This window comes from Bradyrhizobium sp. CIAT3101, from assembly GCF_029714945.1.
Classification (GTDB): domain Bacteria; phylum Pseudomonadota; class Alphaproteobacteria; order Rhizobiales; family Xanthobacteraceae; genus Bradyrhizobium.
The window spans coordinates 7,386,809-7,407,655 of sequence record NZ_CP121634.1 but is presented as its reverse complement, the minus strand read 5'-3'; the positions used below and the strand labels follow the sequence as shown (position 1 = coordinate 7,407,655).

The 20,847-nt window shown below is 64.3% G+C and carries 20 protein-coding genes; 16 read left to right on the top strand and 4 right to left on the bottom strand.

Annotation, left to right across the window (positions count from 1 at the left end):
* The first annotated feature begins 21 nt into the window (after positions 1-21).
* The 5 genes from QA645_RS34585 (at position 22) to QA645_RS34565 (ending at position 6,531) form a co-directional block, all read left to right on the top strand.
* The gene (locus QA645_RS34585; RefSeq protein ID WP_283045695.1) at positions 22-2,289 is read left to right on the top strand and encodes an acyl-CoA dehydrogenase; all 2,268 of its coding nucleotides are present in this window, start codon (positions 22-24) and stop codon (positions 2,287-2,289) included.
* Entirely contained in the window at positions 2,289-3,572 is a 1,284-nt protein-coding gene (locus QA645_RS34580; protein ID WP_283045694.1) for an acetyl-CoA C-acetyltransferase, read from the top strand. Before QA645_RS34585 ends, QA645_RS34580 begins: the two co-directional genes overlap by 1 nt.
* A 2-nt stretch (positions 3,573-3,574) precedes the next feature.
* Positions 3,575-5,671 carry a 3-hydroxyacyl-CoA dehydrogenase NAD-binding domain-containing protein gene (locus tag QA645_RS34575; RefSeq protein WP_283045693.1) on the top strand — a complete coding sequence of 699 codons (2,097 nt, stop codon included), beginning with the start codon at positions 3,575-3,577 and terminating at the stop codon, positions 5,669-5,671.
* Positions 5,672-5,706: 35 nt separating this feature from the next.
* Complete coding sequence (locus QA645_RS34570) at positions 5,707-6,117, top strand: acyl-CoA thioesterase (protein WP_283045692.1); 411 nt, start codon at positions 5,707-5,709, stop codon at positions 6,115-6,117.
* A 222-nt stretch (positions 6,118-6,339) separates the two neighbouring features.
* Positions 6,340-6,531 (top strand): hypothetical protein, encoded by a 192-nt coding sequence (locus QA645_RS34565; RefSeq protein WP_237866489.1) that lies wholly within the window; start codon positions 6,340-6,342, stop codon positions 6,529-6,531.
* A gap of 154 nt (positions 6,532-6,685) precedes the next feature.
* On the opposite strand, the gene QA645_RS34560 is transcribed toward QA645_RS34565, so the two are convergent.
* Together QA645_RS34560 and QA645_RS34555 are read right to left on the bottom strand one after the other, a co-directional pair.
* The gene (locus QA645_RS34560; protein WP_254196171.1) at positions 6,686-7,096 is read right to left on the bottom strand and encodes a nuclear transport factor 2 family protein; all 411 of its coding nucleotides are present in this window, start codon (positions 7,094-7,096) and stop codon (positions 6,686-6,688) included.
* Positions 7,097-7,151: 55 nt separating this feature from the next.
* On the bottom strand, positions 7,152-7,619 hold the full coding sequence (locus tag QA645_RS34555; protein WP_283045691.1) for a nuclear transport factor 2 family protein: 468 nt from the start codon (positions 7,617-7,619) through the stop codon (positions 7,152-7,154).
* 154 nt (positions 7,620-7,773) lie between these two features.
* On the opposite strand from QA645_RS34555, the gene QA645_RS34550 reads away from it, so the two are divergent.
* Together QA645_RS34550 and QA645_RS34545 are read left to right on the top strand one after the other, a co-directional pair.
* On the top strand, positions 7,774-8,463 hold the full coding sequence (locus tag QA645_RS34550; RefSeq protein WP_283045690.1) for an HAD-IA family hydrolase: 690 nt from the start codon (positions 7,774-7,776) through the stop codon (positions 8,461-8,463).
* A gap of 74 nt (positions 8,464-8,537) precedes the next feature.
* On the top strand, positions 8,538-9,386 hold the full coding sequence (locus tag QA645_RS34545; protein ID WP_254129257.1) for a DeoR/GlpR family DNA-binding transcription regulator: 849 nt from the start codon (positions 8,538-8,540) through the stop codon (positions 9,384-9,386).
* 4 nt (positions 9,387-9,390) lie between these two features.
* Here the strand turns inward: QA645_RS34545 and QA645_RS34540 are convergent, their stop codons facing one another.
* Both QA645_RS34540 and QA645_RS34535 read right to left on the bottom strand, forming a co-directional pair.
* Entirely contained in the window at positions 9,391-9,816 is a 426-nt protein-coding gene (locus QA645_RS34540) for a type II toxin-antitoxin system VapC family toxin (protein WP_283045689.1), read from the bottom strand.
* Positions 9,813-10,091, bottom strand: a complete 279-nt coding sequence (locus QA645_RS34535) for a type II toxin-antitoxin system Phd/YefM family antitoxin (protein WP_283045688.1) — start codon at positions 10,089-10,091, stop codon at positions 9,813-9,815. The genes QA645_RS34540 and QA645_RS34535 overlap by 4 nt, the downstream gene beginning before the upstream one ends.
* Positions 10,092-10,322: 231 nt before the next feature.
* On the opposite strand from QA645_RS34535, the gene glpD reads away from it, so the two are divergent.
* The 9 genes from glpD to QA645_RS34490 all read left to right on the top strand — a co-directional run bounded on the left by glpD (position 10,323) and on the right by QA645_RS34490 (position 20,828).
* A complete protein-coding gene (glpD, locus tag QA645_RS34530) occupies positions 10,323-11,873 on the top strand; it encodes a glycerol-3-phosphate dehydrogenase (RefSeq protein WP_283045687.1) in 1,551 nt (516 codons plus the stop codon).
* Positions 11,870-12,946, top strand: coding sequence for an ABC transporter ATP-binding protein (locus tag QA645_RS34525; RefSeq protein WP_254129261.1), 1,077 nt, complete (start codon positions 11,870-11,872; stop codon positions 12,944-12,946). Before glpD ends, QA645_RS34525 begins: the two co-directional genes overlap by 4 nt.
* Before the next feature lie 12 nt (positions 12,947-12,958).
* Entirely contained in the window at positions 12,959-14,044 is a 1,086-nt protein-coding gene (locus QA645_RS34520) for an ABC transporter ATP-binding protein (protein ID WP_283045686.1), read from the top strand.
* Positions 14,044-14,946 carry a sugar ABC transporter permease gene (locus QA645_RS34515; protein WP_283045685.1) on the top strand — a complete coding sequence of 301 codons (903 nt, stop codon included), beginning with the start codon at positions 14,044-14,046 and terminating at the stop codon, positions 14,944-14,946. Before QA645_RS34520 ends, QA645_RS34515 begins: the two co-directional genes overlap by 1 nt.
* Complete coding sequence (locus tag QA645_RS34510) at positions 14,946-15,752, top strand: carbohydrate ABC transporter permease (RefSeq protein ID WP_283045684.1); 807 nt, start codon at positions 14,946-14,948, stop codon at positions 15,750-15,752. The genes QA645_RS34515 and QA645_RS34510 overlap by 1 nt, the downstream gene beginning before the upstream one ends.
* 9 nt (positions 15,753-15,761) lie before the next feature.
* Positions 15,762-16,091 carry a DUF2160 domain-containing protein gene (locus QA645_RS34505; RefSeq protein WP_283045683.1) on the top strand — a complete coding sequence of 110 codons (330 nt, stop codon included), beginning with the start codon at positions 15,762-15,764 and terminating at the stop codon, positions 16,089-16,091.
* A 76-nt stretch (positions 16,092-16,167) separates the two neighbouring features.
* Positions 16,168-17,964, top strand: a complete 1,797-nt coding sequence (locus QA645_RS34500) for an ABC transporter substrate-binding protein (protein ID WP_212297500.1) — start codon at positions 16,168-16,170, stop codon at positions 17,962-17,964.
* A gap of 297 nt (positions 17,965-18,261) precedes the next feature.
* Positions 18,262-19,746 carry an FAD-binding oxidoreductase gene (locus QA645_RS34495; protein WP_283045682.1) on the top strand — a complete coding sequence of 495 codons (1,485 nt, stop codon included), beginning with the start codon at positions 18,262-18,264 and terminating at the stop codon, positions 19,744-19,746.
* The gene (locus tag QA645_RS34490; RefSeq protein WP_283045681.1) at positions 19,743-20,828 is read left to right on the top strand and encodes an ABC transporter substrate-binding protein; all 1,086 of its coding nucleotides are present in this window, start codon (positions 19,743-19,745) and stop codon (positions 20,826-20,828) included. The genes QA645_RS34495 and QA645_RS34490 overlap by 4 nt, the downstream gene beginning before the upstream one ends.
* Positions 20,829-20,847 lie beyond the last annotated feature (19 nt).

Sequence of the window (20,847 nt, the reverse complement as noted above, 5' to 3'; positions counted from 1 at the left end):
CGCCGTTTCATGAGGTCCGCCATGAGCTTCCGCCGCGACACCCTGACCAAGCCGATCTTCTCCTGGGCGCGCGGCGTGCTGCCGGCGATGTCCGACACCGAGCGCGAGGCGCTGGAGGCCGGTGACGTCTGGTGGGACGCCGATCTCTTCACCGGCAATCCCGACTGGTCGAAGCTGCTGAAGATCCCACAGGCGACGCTGACCGGCGAGGAGCAGGCCTTCCTCAATGGTCCCGTCGACGAGCTCTGCGCCATGCTCGACGAGTGGAAGATCTTCTGGGAATGGCGCGACCTGCCGCAGGAGGCATGGGCCTTCATCAAGCGCGAGAAATTCTTCGGCATGATCATTCCGAAGGAGTTCGGCGGCCTCGGTTTCTCGCCCTATGCGCATTCGGAAGTGGTGCGGAAGATCTCGACCCGCTCGATCGCAGCAGCTGTCACCGTGATGGTCCCGAACTCGCTCGGCCCCGGCGAACTGTTGATGCGCTTCGGCAGCAAGGAGCAGCAGGAGCGCTGGCTGCCGCGGCTCGCCGACGGCCGCGACATTCCCTGCTTCGGCCTCACCAGCCCCGAAGCCGGCTCCGATGCTGCCTCGATGGTCGACACCGGCATCATCTGCAAGGGCAATTTCGAGGGCCGCGAGGTCCTTGGCCTCAGGCTGAACTGGCACAAGCGTTACATCACGCTCGGCCCCGTCGCGACGCTGCTGGGTCTCGCCTTCAAAGCCTATGATCCCGACCATCTCGTCGGCGATCAGGAGGAGCTTGGGATCACCGTCGCGCTGATCCCGACCAATCTGCCCGGCGTCGAGATCGGACATCGTCATCTGCCATCGATGCAGGTGTTCCAGAATGGCCCGAACTGGGGCCGCGACGTCTTCATCCCGCTCGACTATGTCATCGGCGGTGAGGCGCGGCTCGGCCAGGGCTGGAAGATGCTGATGACCGCGCTCGCCGCCGGCCGCGGCATCTCGCTGCCGTCGCTCTCCGCGGCCGGCGCGGCCTACGCGGCGCGCACCACCGGCGCCTATGCCCGCATTCGCGAGCAGTTCGGCATCTCCATCTCGAAGTTCGAAGGCGTCGAGGAGCCGCTCGCGCGCATCGTCGCCACTGCCTACCAGCTCGATGCGGCGCGGCGGCTGACTTGCGCTGCCTTGAACGCCGGCGTTCATCCCGCGGTGATCTCCGGCATCATGAAGCTGCACGCGACCGAGCGGATGCGCATCGCGATCGACGACGCCATGGACATCCACGGCGGCAAGGCCGTGATCGACGGTCCGCAGAACTATATCGGCAATCTCCATCGCGCCGTGCCCGTGGGCATCACGGTCGAGGGCGCCAACATCCTCACCCGCAATCTCATCGTGTTCGGGCAGGGCGCGATCCGGGCGCATCCCTATCTGCTCGACGAGATGAATGCGCTGGCCGACACCGACCGCGAGCGCGGGCTCACAGCGTTCGACAAGGCGTTCTGGAAGCATGTCGGTCACAGTTTCCAGACGCTGTTCCGCGCCTTCGGCCGAAGCTGGACCTTTGGCGCCTTTGCGCTGGCGCCTGACGCAGGCGATGCCACGCCGTTCTATCGCCAGCTCTCGCGCTACTCCGCCGCGTTTGCGCTTTGCGCCGACATGGCGCTGCTGACGCTCGGCGGCGCGCTCAAGCGCAAGGAGATGCTGTCGGCGCGCTTCGGCGACATCCTCTCCGAGCTGTACCTGCTCTCGGCCGCGCTGAAGCGCTGGCAGGACGAGGGACGGCAGAAGGAAGACTTTGCCGCGCTGGAATGGTGCATGGCGTCGGGCTTCCGGACGATCGAGAACAGGCTCGCCGAGATTCTCGCCAATCTGCCGAACCGCTTCGTCGCCGTGATCCTCAAGCTCGTGGTCCAGCCGTTCGGCGCGCGCGTGCTCGGGCCCTCCGACCGCGTCGTGCACCAATGCGCAAGCCTCGTGCTGGAGCCCACGGCCGCGCGCGAACGCCTGACGCCGGATCTCGCCCATGTCGACGACGACAGCGGTTTTGCCCGGCTGGAGCGCGCGTTCAAGCTGGTCGCGGCGAGCGACGCCATCGCCAAGCGCATGCGGGCTGCTCATATCCGCGACTGGAAGGACGCCGTCACTAAGGGTGTGATCACGCAGGCCGAAGGCGAGCAGCTCGCTTCCGCTCATGAAGCCGTCACAAAGGTCATTGAGGTCGACGATTTTGCGCCGGAGGCGCTGTCGCCGATTTACAAGAAAACCGGCGACGTGCATCAGTTCTTCCAGGAACTCGGTGAACAGAGGGCGGCGAGCTGATGGCACGACCGGTATTCATCGTCGACGGCAGCCGGACGCCGTTTCTGAAAGCGCGCTCCGGACCGGGCCCGTTCACGCCGGTCGATCTCGCCGTGCAATGCGGCCGGCCGCTGCTGGCGCGCCAGCCGTTTGCACCGACCGACTTCGATCAGGTCATCCTCGGCTGCGTCAACGTCATCGCCGACGAGATGAACCCGGCCCGCGTCGCGGCGCTCCGGCTCGGCATGGGCGAGGACATGGTCGCTTTCACCGTGCAGATCAATTGCGGCTCCGGCATGCAGTCGATCGATACCGCCTACCGCTACATCCGCGAAGGTCATGCCGATATGATCCTGGCCGGCGGCACCGAGGCGCTCAGCCACGCGCCGCTGGTCTGGCCGAACTCCGGTGTGCGCTGGTTTGCCGGCCTCGCCACTGCCAAGGGCGTCGCCGCGAAGCTCGCCGCCGCGTTCAAGCTGCGTCCGCGCTATCTCAAGCCGATCATCGGCCTCGAGCGCGGGCTGACCGACCCCATCACTGAACTCAACATGGGCCAGACCGCCGAGGTGGTCGGCCACCTCTTCGGCATTACGCGCGCCCAGTCGGATGCCTATGCGGCCGAGAGCCATCGCCGGCTCGCGCATGCGCAGGCCGAGGGTTTTCTGAAAGGCGAGGTCGAGACCGCGTTCGCCCGCGACGGAAAATTCTTCGACCATGACGACGGCGTGCGTCCGGACTCGACAGCCGAGACGCTGGCAAAGCTCCGGCCGGTGTTCGAGCGTCCCTGGGGCCAGGTCACCGCGGGCAATTCCTCGCAGATCACCGATGGTGCCTCCTGGGTGATCCTGGCTTCCGACGCGGCGGTGGCAAAGCACAAGCTGACGCCGAAGGCCGCAATCGTCGACAGCAACTGGGCCGCGCTCGATCCCAGCATCATGGGCCTTGGCCCAGTGATGTCGGCGACGCCGCTGCTCCAGCGCAACAACCTCACCGTCCAGGACGTCGAGACCTGGGAATTGAACGAGGCGTTCGCGACGCAAGTGCTCGGCTGTCTCGCCGCCTGGAACGACGACAAATTCTGCCGCGAGATTCTCAGGCTCGACGGCGCGGCCGGCGAGATCGATCGCGAAAAGCTCAACGTCGATGGCGGCGCGATCTCGCTCGGCCATCCCGTCGGCACCTCCGGCAACCGCATCGTGCTGCATCTCGTCAACGCGATGAAGCGGCTCGGCACGCGGCGCGGGATTGCCACCGAGTGCATCGGTGGCGGGCTCGGCGGCGCCATGCTGATCGAGGCGGTGTGACCATGGATTCGAAGATCATGACCGCACTCGGGGACCGCGTGCTCGAGCTCGGGCCCAAGCCTGCCGCCGACGGTCCGTACAAGAACTTCAAGCTGACGCGCGATGCCGACGGCGTCGCCTGGCTGCTGTTCGATCGCGCCGAGACAAGCGCCAACACGCTGTCCGCCGACGTGATGGAGGAGTTCGACGCCGCGCTCGCGGCGATCGAGACCGAGCGTCCGGCAGGCCTCGTGATCCGCTCGGCAAAGCCGTCCGGCTTCATCGCCGGCGCCGACGTCAACGAATTCCGTGGCGCGAGTGATCCGGAGTTGGTGGAGACGCGCATCCGCGCCGCGCATGCGGTGGTGGATCATCTGGAAGCGCTCAAGCTGCCGACGGTCGCGGTCATCCACGGCTTCTGCCTCGGCGGTGGGCTCGAGGTTGCGCTTGCCTGCCAGTCGCGCATTGCCGTCGACGGCGCGCGCTTCGGCTTCCCGGAGGTGATGCTCGGCCTGCATCCCGGCCTCGGCGGCACCGCGCGCTTCACCGCGCTGGTCAATCCGACCCAGTCGATGGCACTGATGCTCACCGGCCGCACCATCGATGCGCGCCGCGCCAAATCGCTCGGCCTCGTCAATACCGTGACGCAGGAGCGTCACGTCCGTGGCGCGGTGAAGGACGTGCTGTTCGGCCGCCTGAAGCGGGCCAAGCCCGGCCTTCTCGCCCGCGCGGCCAATCTCGGCCCCGTGCGCGGGCTGCTTGCCAAACGCATGCGCTCCGAGGCGGCGAAGGCCGCGCCGCGCGAGCACTATCCGGCGCCTTACGCGCTGATCGATCTCTGGGAGACGCATGGCGGCAGCAAGGCCGCGATGCTGAAGGCGGAGCAGGCGTCCTTCGCCAAATTGATGGTGACGCCGACCGCGCAAAATCTGATCCGCGTGTTCTTCCTGCGCGAGCAGATGAAGAAGGCTGCCGGCTCCGGCAGCACGGTCAAGCACGTTCATGTCATCGGCGCCGGTGCCATGGGCGGCGATATCGCGGCTTGGGTAGCCGGGCAGGGGCTGTGTGTCTCGCTGGCCGACATGAAGGCCGAGCCGATCGCGGGCGCGGTGAAGCGTGCGGCCGAGCTCTACGGCAAGATCATCCGCAAGCCGACCGAGGTGCGCGACGCACTCGATCGGCTGATCCCCGACATGGACGGGGAGGGCGTTCGCAACGCCGATCTCATCATCGAGGCGGTGCCCGAGAAGCTCGAGCTCAAGCAAAAGGTCTATGCCGGCCTTGAGCCGAAGATGAAGCCGGGCGCGATCCTTGCGACCAACACGTCGAGCATTCCGCTTCAGGATCTCCGCACCACGCTGACGCGGCCGGAGCGGCTCGTCGGCCTGCACTTCTTCAACCCGGTCTCGCGGCTGCAGCTGGTCGAAATCGTCAGCCATGACGGCAACGATGCGCAGGTGCTGAAGGAAGCGCTCGCCTTCGTCGGTGCGATCGACCGCCTGCCATTGTCGGTGAAGAGCTCGCCCGGCTTCCTCGTCAACCGCGCGCTGACGCCCTATATGCTCGAAGCCATGGTGATGCTGGACGAAAAGACCGACCAGCGCCTGATCGATGCGGCGGCAGAACAGTTCGGCATGCCGATGGGGCCGATCGAGCTGGCCGACCAGGTCGGGCTCGATATCTGCCTTGCGGTCGGCGACATGCTGCGCACGAAATTCGGCGATCTGCTGCCGCCGACGCCGGCTTGGCTGCGCGAGAAGGTCGCCAAGGGCGAGCTCGGCCGCAAGACCGGGAAGGGTTTCTACACCTGGAAGGACGGCAAGGCGGAGAAGGCGCCATTGCCCGAGACCGGTCCGCGCGTCACCGACCAGATGATCGACCGCCTGGTGCTGCCGATGTCCAATGTCTGCGTCGCTTGCCTGCGTGAAGGCATCGTCGACGATCCCGATGCGGTCGACGGCGCCATGATCTTCGGCACCGGTTACGCGCCGTTCCGCGGCGGTCCCCTGAACTATGCGCGCACGCGCGGCGTGGAAAATATTGTATCCACCATGCGCGCGCTGGCCGAGCGATTCGGCGAGCGCTTCGCGCCCGATCCGGGCTGGGACAATTTCAAGTGAGCCTTTCCAAGTGAGACCTTCTAAGTGAGACCTGCATGACTGAAAAGTCCGACATCGAGCCGAACGGCGATCTCTGCATCCGCACGCTGGCGATGCCCGCCGACACCAATGCCAATGGCGACATTTTCGGTGGCTGGCTGCTCAGCCAGATGGATGTCGGCGGCGGCGTGTTTGCATCGAAGGTCGCGAAGTCGCGCACCGTCACGGTCGCGATCGACGCGATGAACTTTCGCAAGGCGGTCTATGTCGGCGATCTCGTCTCGGTCTACGCCAATCTGGTGCGCGTCGGCCGTACCTCGATGACCGTTCATCTCGAAGCCTGGGCGTTGCGGCGGCGTGAGCTGCAGCCGATCCTCGTGACCGACGGCAATTTCACCTACGTCTCGATCGACGATAACGGCCATCCGCAAGCGATCCAGCGCGACGCTCCACCGATCGCGACGTAATCACGCGCGGCTTTGCGCCTCATCTCACGAAGACGTGCGGTGTTAAGAAACGCGGCATGACTAAGTCATCGCGTCGCGCCTTTGCCAACAACCAGTCACAAAACGGATGAGGTCCCGGCGTACTCAATGACGCGTCGATTCGGGGTGAAAACCGGCTGATTTGCCCGAGGAACTTTCGGGGAGGGATGCCGTTATTCGCCCGCACTGAGGAATCCACGGGCCATGCCGGACAGCTACATCATCGAAGTGAATTCAGAGACCGCGGGCATCGTCGTTCGCGGTCAAGGCGGCTACTGCTTCTTCGCCTCGTCGCATCAGTTCAATCGCCTCGAAGGCCAGCTCTTCCGCAACGCACGCGAAGCCGAGCGCGCTGCGCGTAAGCTGGTTAACGGTGATGTGAGAGAGGCGGCGTAGCCGCTGTGGTCATGTTCTGACGCGCAAAGCGTGGTCGGAAAATTTTGCAGCCCTTGATACCGCTGCACTTTCCTTCACCCTTGTGGGAGAAGGTGGCGCGAAGCGCGGGGCGGCGAGCCACCCTCTCCCGCAAGGGGAGAGGGTAAGTAGAGCATCACAATTTCGTTGCGGAACGGGACAAGAGCTTCCACTCGTCGCCCTGCTTCAGCCAGTTCATCAGGATGTGAAGGCTGTTTGCCACTTTCTTTCCGTCGGTCATCATCTCGGCCATCCAGTGGAAGCGCACGATCGCGGCGGGGCCGACGATCTTGATGGTCGGATCCTTGTACGCGATCGACAGGAATTCCGTTTTGCCGTCGGTGGCGTTGGCGATGAAGGCCGCCTTGTCCTCGAGGAAGCCGCTGGAATGGCTGTAGCTCAGATCGTCCGAGCACAGCACGCTGAGCGCCTTCGGATCAGCCGCGATCTGGGCGAGGCGAAATGCCTCGACATTTCTTGCCACTGCCTCATGATCCGCCGCTGCAGCATGATCGCGATTAATCGTCATCATTTCCTCCTTCTTGATCTTGTCGCGAGTGTTGCAGCGGTGTGCTGCGCGCGTCCCGGAACGATGGCGTTGATCACAATTTCGTCGCGGCGCGCGACAACAGCTTCCACGCGTCGCCCTGCTTCTGCCAGTTCATCAGGATGTGAAGGTTGGTCGGCACTTTTTTCCCATCGGCCGCCATCTCCTGTTCCGCGACCCAGTGGAAGCGCACGATCGCGGTGGGGCCGACCACCTTGATGGTCGGGTCCTGATAGGCGATCGACAGAAACTTCGATTTGCCGTCGGTGGCGTTGGTGATGAAGGTCGCCTTGTCTTCGACCTTGCCGTTGGAATGGCTGTAGCTGAGATCGTCCCAGCAAAGCGCGCCGAGCGCCTTCGGGTCGGCCGCGATCTGGGCGAGGCGGAAGGCCTCGACCTGCTTCGCCACGGCTTCTTCGTCCGCTGAAGCCGCGAGCGCCGGTGTCGAGAGCGCAAGCGCGGAGACGGCGAGAGCTGGAACGGCAAGAGTCGAGAGAGCCAGATCGCGTCGGTTGATCGTCATCGTTTCCTCCTTTTTGATCTTGTATGGAGTGTTACAGCCACGGGTAGCTTTGTCGAGTGGCGCGTGATCGTCATCCGCATGCGTTATTGCGCGCGCGGGGCTCTATTGATACGTCTTCAGCATTGATGCGTGGCGCATTCAGGAAAGTACGGACATGATCGAGACTCTCGGCAAGGCATTGTTGTTCGATATCGACGGCACGCTTGCCAATACCGACCCGCTGCATCTGAAGGCGTTCAACCAGGTGCTCGGTCCTCACGGTCATGTCTTCGACCACGCGCGCTTCTCCAGGGAGCTGCAGGGCTTCGCCAATGTGTCGATCGGCGAGCGCTTTCTGCCCAATGAAACGTCGGAACGGCGCACCGCGATTCTCGGCGAGAAGGAAGAAGTGTTCCGTACGCTCGTCGCGGGACAGATCGAGCCGTTGCCGGGCCTGATGGCGCTGCTCGACCGCGCGGACGCGGCCGGCATTCCCATGGTGGCCGTCACCAATGCGCCGCGTCTCAATGCCGAGCTGCTGCTCTCCGGCCTCGGCATCACGCACCGCTTCAGGACGCTCGTGATCGGCGACGAGTTGCCGCACGGCAAGCCGCATCCATTGCCCTATCAGGAGGGCTTGCGTTTCGTCGGCGCCAGCGCGGCTGCCTCGATTGCCTTCGAGGATTCCCGTTCCGGCGTGCAGTCGGCCACGGCTGCCGGCATTCCGACTATCGGCATCCGGACCAGCCTCAGCCATGCTGACCTTGTTGGGGCCGGCGCGGTCGCTTCCGCCAGCGCCTTCGACGATCCCGGGCTGCTCGCGCGGCTCGCAGCTGCGATGGGTGGTGAGGGTTTCATCCATTAACCGTGATCGGCACGCGCATTGACCACGCGCGCGAACCGCCGCACCATGCACTGCTCTGATTTGAGGCCATTGCCGTGACCGGATTGACCCATCGCCAAGCTGAAATTCTCAACATCGCCCGCGCCTCCGGCCGCGTCATGGTCGAGGAGCTGGCGCGCCGGTTCGAAGTCTCGGCGCAAACCATCCGCAAGGACCTCAACGATCTCTGCGAACGCCGTTCGCTGACCCGCGTCCATGGTGGCGCGATCATCGCCTCGGGCGTCGAAAATCTCGCCTATGAGGCGCGCCGCTTCGTCGCTGCCGACGAGAAGAAGGCGATCGGCGCTGCGGCCGCATCGCTGATCCCGAACGGTTGCTCGCTCTTCATCAACATCGGCACCACGACGGAGGAGGTCGCGAGCGCCCTGACCTCGCACGAAGATCTCCTCGTCATCACCAACAACCTCAACGTCGCCATGCTGCTCTACCGCCATCCCCGCATCGAGGTGGTGGTGGCCGGCGGCACGGTGCGGCGCGCCGACGGCGCCGTGGTCGGCTCGACCGCAACGCAGCTGATCGGCCAGTTCAAGGTCGACTACGCCATCATCGGCGCGTCCGCGATCGACGAGGAGGGCGCGCTGCTCGACTTCGACTACCGCGAGGTGCAGGTGGCGCAGGCCATCATCGCCAATGCCCGCAGCGTCATGCTGGTGGCCGATTCCACAAAGCTTCGCCGCAGCGCGCCGGTCCGCATCGCCCATATCAGCCAGATCCAGACCTTCGTCACCGATCAGGAACTGCCCGAGCGCCTCGCCACTATCTGCCACAGCAAGGGCATCGAGGTGATGGCGGCGATGCCGAAGGGGGCGAGCGACATCGATGACGCTCAGGCCGAAGCGCAGGACGCCGCGCCTGAAGCCGCGCCGGTCGTGCGGCTGCGCTAGCGGCCTACGCGGCGTCCCACGGATTGAGCAGGGGGACGCCAAATGCCGCGAAGTTCTTCATGTTGCGCGTTACGAGCGTGAGATTTTGGGCGAGGGCTGTTGCCGCGAAGAACCCGTCCATCACCGACAGCGCGATGCCGCTGCGACGGCTCTGCGCCATCAGATCACCCCAGCGCTCGGCCACAGTATGATCGATCGGCAGGATGCGCTCTGCAAACCGAGCCGGCAAATCATGGCTAAGCCAGGCGGTCAGCGCGACGCGTCGACGGCCGTCGTCCAGCAGCGCAACGCCGCGGCGAAGCTCGGCAATCGAAGCAACGCTGATGAACGCACGATCCTCATCGACCGTGTCGAGCCACGCCAGAACTTTTGGAGAAGGTACTGGTCGCTGAACCTCCGACAGCACATTGGTGTCGAGGAGCAGGTTCACGGCATTTCGTCGCGTGGTTCATCCCGCATGCGCTCCAGCTCGAGCTCGGCACCGCGCAGCGGCGACGCCAGCAGGAATTCGGCGAGCGTGCCTTTGCGCGCGGTCTTACGTGCCCATTCGTCAGCAGAAACGACCACCGCATTGGGTTTGCCATGACGGGTAATGATCTGGGGACCAGTCTGGGCACGATCGACAACCTCAGACAGGCGCGCCTTGGCATTGGCAAGCGTCCAAGTATCGGTCGGCGATTTGGGGGCTGTGGTGTGCTCTGTCATGTCGTTTACAACCAATATGACTATTATGACTATATATGTTCGAAGTGCTGATTCAAGCGCGCTACTGCACCCCAGATCACCATCCTAAGCGCTCATTTCGACGGCGAATTGCCCACCAAAAAAGTTCCTCTTTCGCTTCCTTTCCCCTCTCTTTCGTCTTGCTTTCGTTTTTCGGTGTGATCTAATCAAAAACGAAAGTAACCACTCGACGGAACGAGTGGTCGCCGGGGGATGCGTCTGTTGGAGCGTATTTTCGACCTCGCCATCATTGGAGGCGGTGTTAACGGTTGCGGCATCGCGCGCGATGCCGTGGGCCGCGGGAACACTGTTTTCCTGTGCGAAATGAACGATCTGGCGAGCGGGACGTCGTCCTGGTCGACCAAGCTGGTCCATGGTGGCCTGCGCTATCTCGAATATTACGAGTTTCGGCTGGTCCGCGAGGCGTTGATCGAGCGCGAGATTCTTTGGGGCATCGCGCCCCACATCATCCGCCCCTTACGTTTCGTTCTGCCGCATCACGCTGGCCTGCGTCCGGCCTGGCTGCTGCGCCTTGGCCTCTTTCTCTACGATCATATCGGCGGTCGTCATTTGCTGCCGGCGACCCGCTCGCTCGATCTCAGGCGCGACGAGGTCGGCCGTCCGCTGATCCCGAATCGCTATAGCCGCGCCTTCGAGTATTCCGACTGCTTCGTCGATGACGCCCGGCTCGTCGTGCTCAATGCGCGCGACGCCGCCGACAAGGGCGCCGAGATTCGTACCCGGACCCGTGCGACGGATATCAAGCAGTCCGACGGCGTCTGGACCGTCAGCATGGTCGACACGCTGACCGGTGCGCGCTCGCAGATCCAGGCCCGCGCGCTGGTCAATGCCGGCGGCCCCTGGGTCGAGGACGTGCTCGGCCGCGGTGCCGGCGTCAACGCGAAAGCCAAAGTGCGCCTGGTGCAGGGCTCGCACATCGTGGTCAAGAAGCTCTACGACCACGACCGCGCCTACATGTTCCAGAACGCCGACGGCCGCATCATCTTCGTCATTCCCTATCAGGATGACTTCACACTGATCGGCACCACCGACCGCGACTATGACGGCGATCCCGCCAAGGTGAAGGCGACGGCGGAGGAGATCCAATATCTCTGCGCCGCCGCGAGCGAATATCTCGCCAAGCCCGTGACGCCGGAGGACGTGGTCTGGACCTATTCCGGCGTGCGTCCGCTTTATGACGATGGCGCCAGCGAAGCCAAGGCCGCGACCCGCGACTACGTGTTCGAGCTCGACACGCCCGGTGGCTCGCCGCTGCTGTCGATCTATGGCGGCAAGATCACGACCTATCGCCGCCTCGCCGAAGAGGCGCTGGAACGGCTCGCGCCCTATCTTCGCAGCGCGAAGGCGCGCGAGGGCTGGACCGGCAAATGGCCCCTGCCGGGCGGCGACATGGACGTGTCGGCCGTCGACGGCCTGATCGGCGAGCTCCAGCGCGGCTATCCCTTCCTCAGCCATGAGCATGCGCGACGTCTCGCGCGCGCCTATGGTACCCGCGCCATCAAATTGCTCGGCGACGCCAAATCGGCCGCCGATCTCGGCCAGGCCTTTGGCGCAACTCTGACCGAACGCGAGGTTCGCTACCTGATGACCAACGAATGGGCGGTGACCGCCGAGGATATCGTCTGGCGCCGCTCCAAGCTCGGCCTGCGACTATCTGCCGACCAAATTGCCACTCTGGACGACTGGATCAGGACCCACGTCGTGTCGCAAAGTCCACTGCTGGAAGCAGGAGGACGCTCATGAGCGTGACACTCGATCATGTGACCCGGACCGTCGACGGGGTCCCGCACATTCGCGACGTCTCGCTGACGCTGGAGAGCGGCACGCTCAACGTGTTGCTCGGCCCGACGCTGTCGGGCAAGACCTCGATCATGCGGCTGCTCGCCGGTCTCGACAAGCCGACCACGGGGAAGGTGCTCGTCAACGGCAAGGACGTCACCGGCGTCGATGTGCGCCAGCGTTCGGTTGCGATGGTCTATCAGCAGTTCATCAATTACCCCTCGCTCACGGTCTATGAGAACATCGCTTCGCCGCTCCGCGTGCAGGGCAAGCCGCGCGAGGAGATCGAGACGCGCGTGGCGGAAGCCGCCCGGCTGCTCCGGCTCGAGCCGTTCCTGAAGCGCACGCCGCTCCAGCTTTCCGGCGGCCAGCAGCAGCGCACCGCGATGGCACGTGCGCTGGTGAAGGGCGCGGACCTCGTGCTGCTCGACGAGCCGCTCGCCAATCTCGACTACAAGCTGCGCGAGGAGCTGCGCGCCGAGCTGCCGCGCATCTTCGAGGCGTCCGGCGCGATCTTCGTCTATGCTACGACAGAGCCGACCGAGGCGCTGCTGCTCGGCGGCAACACGGTCTGCATGTGGGAGGGCCAGGCGCTCCAGATCGGCGAGACCACCAACGTCTACCGCCGGCCGCAGACGATGCGCGTCGCGCAGGTGTTCTCCGATCCGCCGCTCAACCTCGTCGGCATCGAGAAGAAGAATGGCTCCGTGCAATATGCCGGCGGCACCCCGTCGCCGGCCTCGGGTCTCTATTCCTCGCTTGCCGACGGCGCCTATCGCGTCGGCTTTCGCGCGCATCAGCTTGCGCTCGCCAACGGTCAGGCAGACCGCCACGCCTTCCATGCCACGGTGACGGTGACCGAGATCACCGGTTCGGAGAGTTTCGTGCATTTGACCCGCGACGGATCGAACTGGGTTGCGGTGCTGCACGGCGTGCACGAGTTCGAGCCCGGCCAGACCATCGACGCCGTGCTCGATCCCAACGATGTCTTCGTCTTCGATGCGGCTGATCGCCTCGTCGCGGCACCCGGCTCGTGAGGGAGGTGCGATATGGCCCGCATTGACCTCGTCGATCTCGCCCACTCCTACGGCGGCAATGATGCCCCGCAGGAAACCTTTGCGCTGAAGCCGGTGACCATGACCTGGCGGCAGGGTGGCGCTTATGCGCTGCTCGGACCAAGCGGCTGCGGCAAGACCACGCTGCTCAACGTCATCTCCGGCATCATCACGCCGTCGCGGGGGAAAATCCTGTTTGACGGCCAGGACATCACACCGCTGTCAACCCAGAAGCGCAACATCGCCCAGGTGTTCCAGTTCCCGGTGATCTACGACACCATGACAGTGGGGCAGAACCTGGCGTTTCCGTTGAAGAATCGCGGCGTGCCGAAGGCCGAGATCGACAAGCGCGTCGCAGAGATCGGGCGCCTGCTCGACCTCGAGCCCCATCTGAACCGCAAGGCAACCCGGCTGACCGCCGACGCCAAGCAGAAAATCTCGCTCGGCCGCGGCCTCGTCCGCTCCGATGTTGCCGCCGTGCTGTTCGACGAGCCGCTGACGGTGATCGATCCCGAGCTGAAATGGCAGCTCCGCTCCAAGCTGAAGGCGCTGCATCGCGAGCTCGACCTCACGATGATCTACGTCACCCACGACCAGACCGAGGCGCTGACCTTCGCCGACACCGTCGTCGTCATGCATGACGGCCGCGTGGTGCAGAGCGGCACGCCGGCCGAGCTGTTCGACAAGCCGGCGCACACCTTCGTCGGCTATTTCATCGGCTCGCCCGGCATGAACATCCTGCCGGCGGAAGTGAAGGGACGCGAGGCGCGGATCGACGGCCATGTCATTGCGCTGAACCGCAGCTACGACAATCTTCCCGCAGGCGCCAAGATCGAGATCGGCGTGCGTCCGGAGTTCGTCGAGGTCGTCGCGCCCGCGTCCGGCCTGCTCACTGCCAGGATCGAGCGCATCGACGATCTCGGCCGCATTCGCTTCGCGCGCGCGCGTCTGGGCGATGCCAAGCTCGCGGCACGGGCACCGGCTGGCTTCACCAGCTCCGACGGTACCGCCGGGCTGAAATTCGATCCGGCGCACATCCACGTCTACGCCGACAGCCTTCTGGTGGAAGGAGCCGCCTGATGGACAAGACCATCAACCAAAAAGCCTGGTTCCTGGTGCTGCCGGTGTTCCTGGTCGTCGCCTTCTCGGCGGTCCTGCCGCTGATGACGGTGGTGAACTATTCGATGCAGGACACCTTCGGCAACAACCAGTTCTTCTGGAATGGCGTCGGCTGGTTCAAGGAATTGCTCGATCCCTCGACCGATCTCGGCGGCCGCTTCCTGGCCTCGCTCGGCCGCAACCTGTTCTTCTCGCTGGTGATCCTTGCGATCGAGGTGCCGCTCGGCATCGTGGTGGCGCTGTCGATGCCACGTGACGGCTGGACGGTCGCGGCCTGCCTCGTCACCCTCGCGCTGCCGCTGCTGATTCCGTGGAACGTGGTCGGCACGATCTGGCAGATCTTTGGCCGGCCCGACATCGGCCTGCTCGGCTATACGCTCAATGCGATGGGCTTCGACTACAATTACGTGTCCAACGCCGTCGATGCCTGGGTCACCGTTATCGTGATGGACGTCTGGCATTGGACCAGCCTCGTCGCGCTGCTCTGCTATGCCGGCCTGAAGTCGATTCCGGAGGCCTACTACCAGGCCGCGCAGATCGACGGCGCTTCGCGCTGGGCTGTGTTCAAGGCGATCCAGTTGCCGAAGATGAACCGCGTGCTGCTGATCGCCGTGCTGCTGCGCTTCATGGACAGCTTCATGATCTACACCGAGCCGTTCGTCGTCACCGGCGGCGGGCCCGGCAACTCGACCACCTTCGTCTCGATCGAGCTCGTCAAGATCGCGCTCGGCCAGTTCGACCTCGGCAAGGCAGCGGCGCTCTCGCTGGTCTACAATCTGATCATCCTGATCGTCTGCTGGATCTTCTACACCGTCATGACCAATGCCGGCAATGAACGCAAACCCCAGGAAGGAGCGGCGTGATGCACTCGATCCCCGGCCGCCGCCTCATCATGGGGCTGTTCCTGATCTTCCTGCTGTTGCCGATCTACTGGCTCGTCAACATGAGCTTCAAGACCAACGCCGAGATCGTCTCGACGATGACCTTGTGGCCGCATGCGCCGACGCTGCAGCACTACAAGCGCATCTTCACCGACGAGAGCTGGTATTCCGGCTACATCAACTCGCTGGAATACGTCATCCTCAACACCCTCATCTCGATCTCGGTGGCGTTGCCCGCGGCCTACGCGTTCTCGCGCTATCGCTTCCTCGGCGACAAGCACCTGTTCTTCTGGCTGCTGTCGAACCGTATGGCTCCGGCGGCGGTCTATGCGCTGCCGTTCTTCAACCTCTACTCGGCGATCGGCCTGTTCGATACGCCGTGGGCGGTTGCGCTGGCGCACTGCATCTTCAACGTGCCCCTGGCGGTGTGGATCCTCGAAGGCTTCGTCTCCGGCGTGCCGCGCGAGATCGACGAAACCGCCTTCCTCGACGGCTATTCCTTCCCGCGGTTCTTCGTCCGGATCCTGGTGCCGCTGATCGCGAGCGGCATCGGCGTCGCCGCCTTCTTCTGCTTCATGTTCTCCTGGGTCGAGCTGCTGCTGGCGCGGACGCTGACCTCGGTGCAGACCAAGCCGATCGCGGCGATCATGACGCGTACGGTGTCGGCGGCCGGCATGGATTGGGGCCTGCTGGCGGCTGCTGGTGTGCTCACCATCATTCCGGGCGCGCTGGTGATCTGGTTTGTCCGCAATTACATCGCGCGCGGTTTCGCGCTTGGCCGCGTGTAGGAGGGATTTATGGAATCCATTGCATGGATGGCCTGGACGCTGCCGACGGCGATCTTCTTCGTCACGCTCGCCTGCACGCTCGCGGTAATGACTTGGCTCGCGGCAGTCTATCCCGAAGCCGAGCGCGTCGGCGTGCTCAGCATTCCGACCACGCGAGGTGACCGATTATTCATCTCGCTGATCGCGGCTGCCGTCATCCATTTGATATGGATCGGCCTGGTCGGTACCAACCCGATCGCCTCGCTGCCGATCGGCGAAGAGGGGATCGAGATTTCGAGCCTGTGGCTCGCAAGTGGAATTTCGCTGGCGACGGCCGTGCTCATTTTTCGCACGGTTTGAAGCTCGCGAAGGGACGGCCAGATCCGGGGTCAACCCGGGCCTGTATAAAAGTTTGTCGCTGCAACGGAGGAACAACATGCGACAGTTTAGGAGAAGGAAAGGTCCATTGACCAAGATTAGCTTTCTGACCGTGTCGAGCGCCGCGGCCATTCTCGCCACCGCGTTCGCAGCCTCGGCGCCGGTTCGCGCCGCCGACGATGCCGCCATCCAGAAGTGGATTGCGGAATTCCAGCCTTCGACCATTTCGAAGGACGACCAGAAGAAGGAGTTGGAGTGGTTCGCGAAGGCCGCCGAGCCTTTCAAGGGCATGGAGATCAACGTCGTCTCCGAGACCATCGCGACCCACGAATACGAGTCGCAGACGCTCGCCAAGGCGTTCTCCGAGCTGACCGGCATCAAGCTCAAGCACGACATCATCCAGGAAGGTGACGTCGTCGAAAAGCTTCAGACCCAGATGCAGTCCGGCAAGAACGTCTATGACGGCTGGATCAACGACTCCGACCTGATCGGCACCCACTTCCGCTACGGCCAGACCATCGCGCTGTCGGACTACATGACCGGCGAGGGCAAGGACGTCACCGATCCCATGCTCGACGTCAACGACTTCATCGGCAAGTCGTTCGGCACCGCGCCGGATGGCAAGCTCTACCAGCTGCCCGACCAGCAGTTCGCGAACCTCTATTGGTTCCGCTACGACTGGTTCACCAACCCCGACTACAAGGCCAAGTTCAAGGCCAAGTATGGCTACGATCTCGGCGTGCCCGTGAACTGGTCGGCGTATGAGGATATCGCCGAGTTCTTCACGAACGACATCAAGGAGATCAACGGCGTCAAGGTCTACGGCCATATGGACTATGGCAAGAAGGACCCGTCGCTCGGCTGGCGTTTCACCGACGCCTGGCTCTCGATGGCGGGTAACGGCGACAAGGGCATTCCGAACGGTCTGCCGGTCGACGAGTGGGGCATCCGCATGGAAGGCTGCCGCCCGGTCGGCTCGTCGATCGAGCGTGGTGGCGACACCAACGGTCCCGCGGCGGTCTACTCGATCACCAAGTACCTCGAGTGGATGAAGAAGTATGCCCCGCCGCAGGCGCAGGGCATGACGTTCTCTGAGTCGGGTCCGGTCCCGGCGCAGGGCAACATCGCCCAGCAGATGTTCTGGTACACCGCCTTCACCGCCGACATGGTGAAGCCGGGCATCGCCGTGATGAACGCGGACGGTACGCCGAAGTGGCGTATGGCTCCGTCGCCGCACGGTTCGTACTGGAAGGAAGGCATGAAGCTCGGCTACCAGGACGCGGGTTCGCTCACGCTTCTGAAGTCGACCCCGGCGGATCGCCGCAAGGCAGCCTGGCTGTATCTCCAGTTCATCGTCTCCAAGACGGTGTCGCTGAAGAAGAGCCATGTCGGTCTCACCTTCATCCGTGAATCCGACATCTGGGACAAGTCGTTCACCGAGCGTGCGCCGAAGCTCGGCGGTCTGATCGAGTTCTACCGCTCGCCCGCGCGCGTGCAGTGGACCCCGACCGGCAACAACGTGCCTGACTATCCGAAGCTCGCCCAGTTGTGGTGGCAGAACATCGGCGATGCGTCGTCCGGTGCGAAGACGCCGCAAGCCGCGATGGATGCTCTTGCCGCCGCGCAGGACTCCGTCATGGAGCGCATCGAGAAGTCGGGCGTGCAGGGTGCCTGCGGTCCGAAGCTGCACAAGAAGGAGTCGGCCGAGTTCTGGTTCGCCAAGGCCCAGAAGGACGGCACGATTGCTCCGCAGCGCAAGCTCGCCAACGAGAAGCCGAAGGGCGAAACGATCGACTACGACACCCTGATCAAGTCGTGGCCGGCCACCCCGCCCAAGCGCGCCTCGCTGCAGTAAGCAACGCCTCATAACGACGAAAGGCCGGGAGCAATCCCGGCCTTTTTCTTTTGCGCTTTGCCGCACGCGGCCTCCCGGCGTCATTGCGCTCGCGATGAGGGTGCTTGTTGGAACAGGCCCGCCCCACATCCTCGGTGTCGTCCTGGCTGAGGCCAGAGCAGCGCGGCGACGCGCACCCCCGCTTGACTCTCTGTCACGCCGAATTCATGATCAGCATAATCCGATTGAAGTAATCGTATTGCGATTACTTTGCGAAAGCCGCTTGGGCCAGGGTCGGCCCGTTCCGGAGGCCGGTAGATGGCATTGATCGAGGCGTTCAAGCAGTTGCTGGGCGACACGGCCGTGCTGACCCGCGAGGAGGATCTCGCTGGCCTGACCGAAGATTGGCGCGGCCGTTTTCACGCGCCGGCGCTCTGTGCGGTGCTGCCCTCGACCACGGAGCAGGTTGCTTCCATCGTCCGTCTCTGTGTCGCGCATGAGACGCCGGTGCTGCCGCAGGGCGGCAACACCAGCCTGTGCGGTGGCGCGACACCATCGGAGCAGGGCAAGCCGCCGGTCATCGTCGCGCTGACGCGCATGCGCCGCATCCGTTCGCTCGATCCCGTCAACAACACCATGGTGGTCGATGCCGGCTGTGTGCTCGCGACCATTCAGGAGACCGCTGCCGCCGCAGGCCGGCTCTATCCGGTCAGCCTCGGCGCCGAAGGGTCGTGTCAGATCGGCGGCAATATCGGCACCAATGCCGGCGGCACCGGCGTGCTGCGCTACGGCAATACGCGCGATAATGTGCTCGGCCTGGAGGTCGTTCTGCCGGACGGGTCGGTCTGGGACGGCCTCTACGCGCTGCGCAAGAACAACACCGGCTACGACCTCAAGCATCTCTTCATCGGCTCGGAAGGGACGCTCGGCATCATCACCGGTGCGGTGCTGAAATTGCATCCCCTGCCGACGGCAGAGGCCGTCGCCTGGCTCGCAGTCGATGGTCCGCAACAGGCGCTCGAGGTGCTCGGCCTGTTCCAGGCCGCCTGCAATTCACGGCTGTCCGCCTTCGAGCTGATGAATGCGAAGCAGATCCAGCTCGTGCTGGAGCAGGTGCCGGGCCGGCGCTGTCCGGTCGCCGAGATCGACACCTGGCACGTTCTCGTCGAATTGTCCGATACCGGCGATGCCGCAGAGCTCGCCGCCACGATGCAGACGGTGCTCGAGCAGGCGCTCGAGGCCGGGCTCGTCAGCGACGGCGTCGTCGCTTCGAGCGAGGCGCAGCGCAAGGCGATGTGGCTGGTGCGGCACAGCGTGTCGGAAGCCAACAAGAAGGCCGGCGTCGGCCTGACCTCGGACACTGCGGTTCCGGTCTCGACCGTGCCGGCCTTCATCGACCAGGCGATGGCGGCCGTGCGCGCGATCGTGCCGGATCTGCCGTTCATCGTGGTCGGCCACATGGGCGACGGCAACATCCATCTCATCCCCTTCTTCAGCTTCGCCGAATGGGATGTGCTGCCGGAGCGCGACGCCACCGCGCAGAAAATCCGTCGCGCCATGAACGATGTCGCCAGCTCCTTGCGCGGCACCTTCAGCGCCGAGCACGGCGTCGGTCGCACGCTGACCGGCGAGATGACCCGCTACAAGCCGCCTGTCGAGCTCGCCTTGATGCGCGCGGTCAAACAGGCATTCGACCCGCTTGGCCTCTTCAATCCTGGTCGCGTTCTGCCGCCGTCATCGGCGACCGGGGCGGCCGCCGCGTCGCCGACCATCGCAACATCGCTAGAGAGGGGACTGACATGACCAACGCACCGAAGATCATCACTTCCCGCCGTCGCTTGCTGCTCGGAGCAGGGGCCGGCGCCGTCGCGCTCGCCGCACCGTCCGTCTGGTCGCCGTCCCGCGCCGCGGGCAAGCGCATCGTCGTGCGTGACGATGGCGGCATCTACACCAAGGCCTATGGCGCCGTTTATTATCGGCCCTTCACCGAGGCGACGGGGATCGAGGTGGTCGGCGTGCAGGCCAATGCCGAGCCGGTCGCGCAGATCAAGACCATGGTCGATACCAAGAACTACAGCTGGGACATGGCCAAGATCTCCTGGCCCGCGATCCAGATCCTGACCACCGGCGGCAAGCAATATCTGGAGAAGCACGGCCTCGAATCCGAGCCGGTGATCAAGTCGATCCCGGCCGAATACGCCTCGCCCTACGGCGTCGCCACCAACGTCTACACCACTGTGCTCGCCTATCGCACCGACGCCTTCAAGGGCCGCAAGGCGCCGCAGTCCTGGGCCGATTTCTGGAACGTGGCGGATTTCCCCGCACGCCGCTCGGTGCGCAAGCATCCGTTCGACACGATCGAGGAAGCACTGATGGGCGCCGGTGCGCCAACCGCGCAGGTCTATCCGTGCGATCTCGACAAGGCCTTCGCTTCGCTCGACAAGATCAAGTCGCAGGTCGCGGTGTGGTGGACCAGCGGTGCACAGGTCGAGCAGATGCTGACCTCGGGCGAAATCGACATGCTCCCGACCTGGGTGTCGCGCGCGCAGTCGGCGCAGGCGGCCGGCGCGCCCGTCGAGATCGTCTGGAACCAGGGCGTCTGGGGCGCCGACAATTGGTCGATCCTCGCCGGCACGCCGAACGCCGATGCCTGCCGCGAGTTCATCAAGTTCGCGTCCGATCCGAAGCGCCAGGCTGCGCTGGTCGAATATTTCCCCGCCGGCCTCACGCAGCCGGAGGCCTTCAACTACATTAAGCCGGAGGTCGCCAAAAGCTGCCCGAGCTATCCTGACAACATCAAGGCCGGGCTGAAGATCGACGCAAAATTCTGGTACGACAACCAGGCCGCCGTCATCGAGCGCTTCAACAGCTGGATCCTGGCTTGACCGGATCAAACCGATCGGA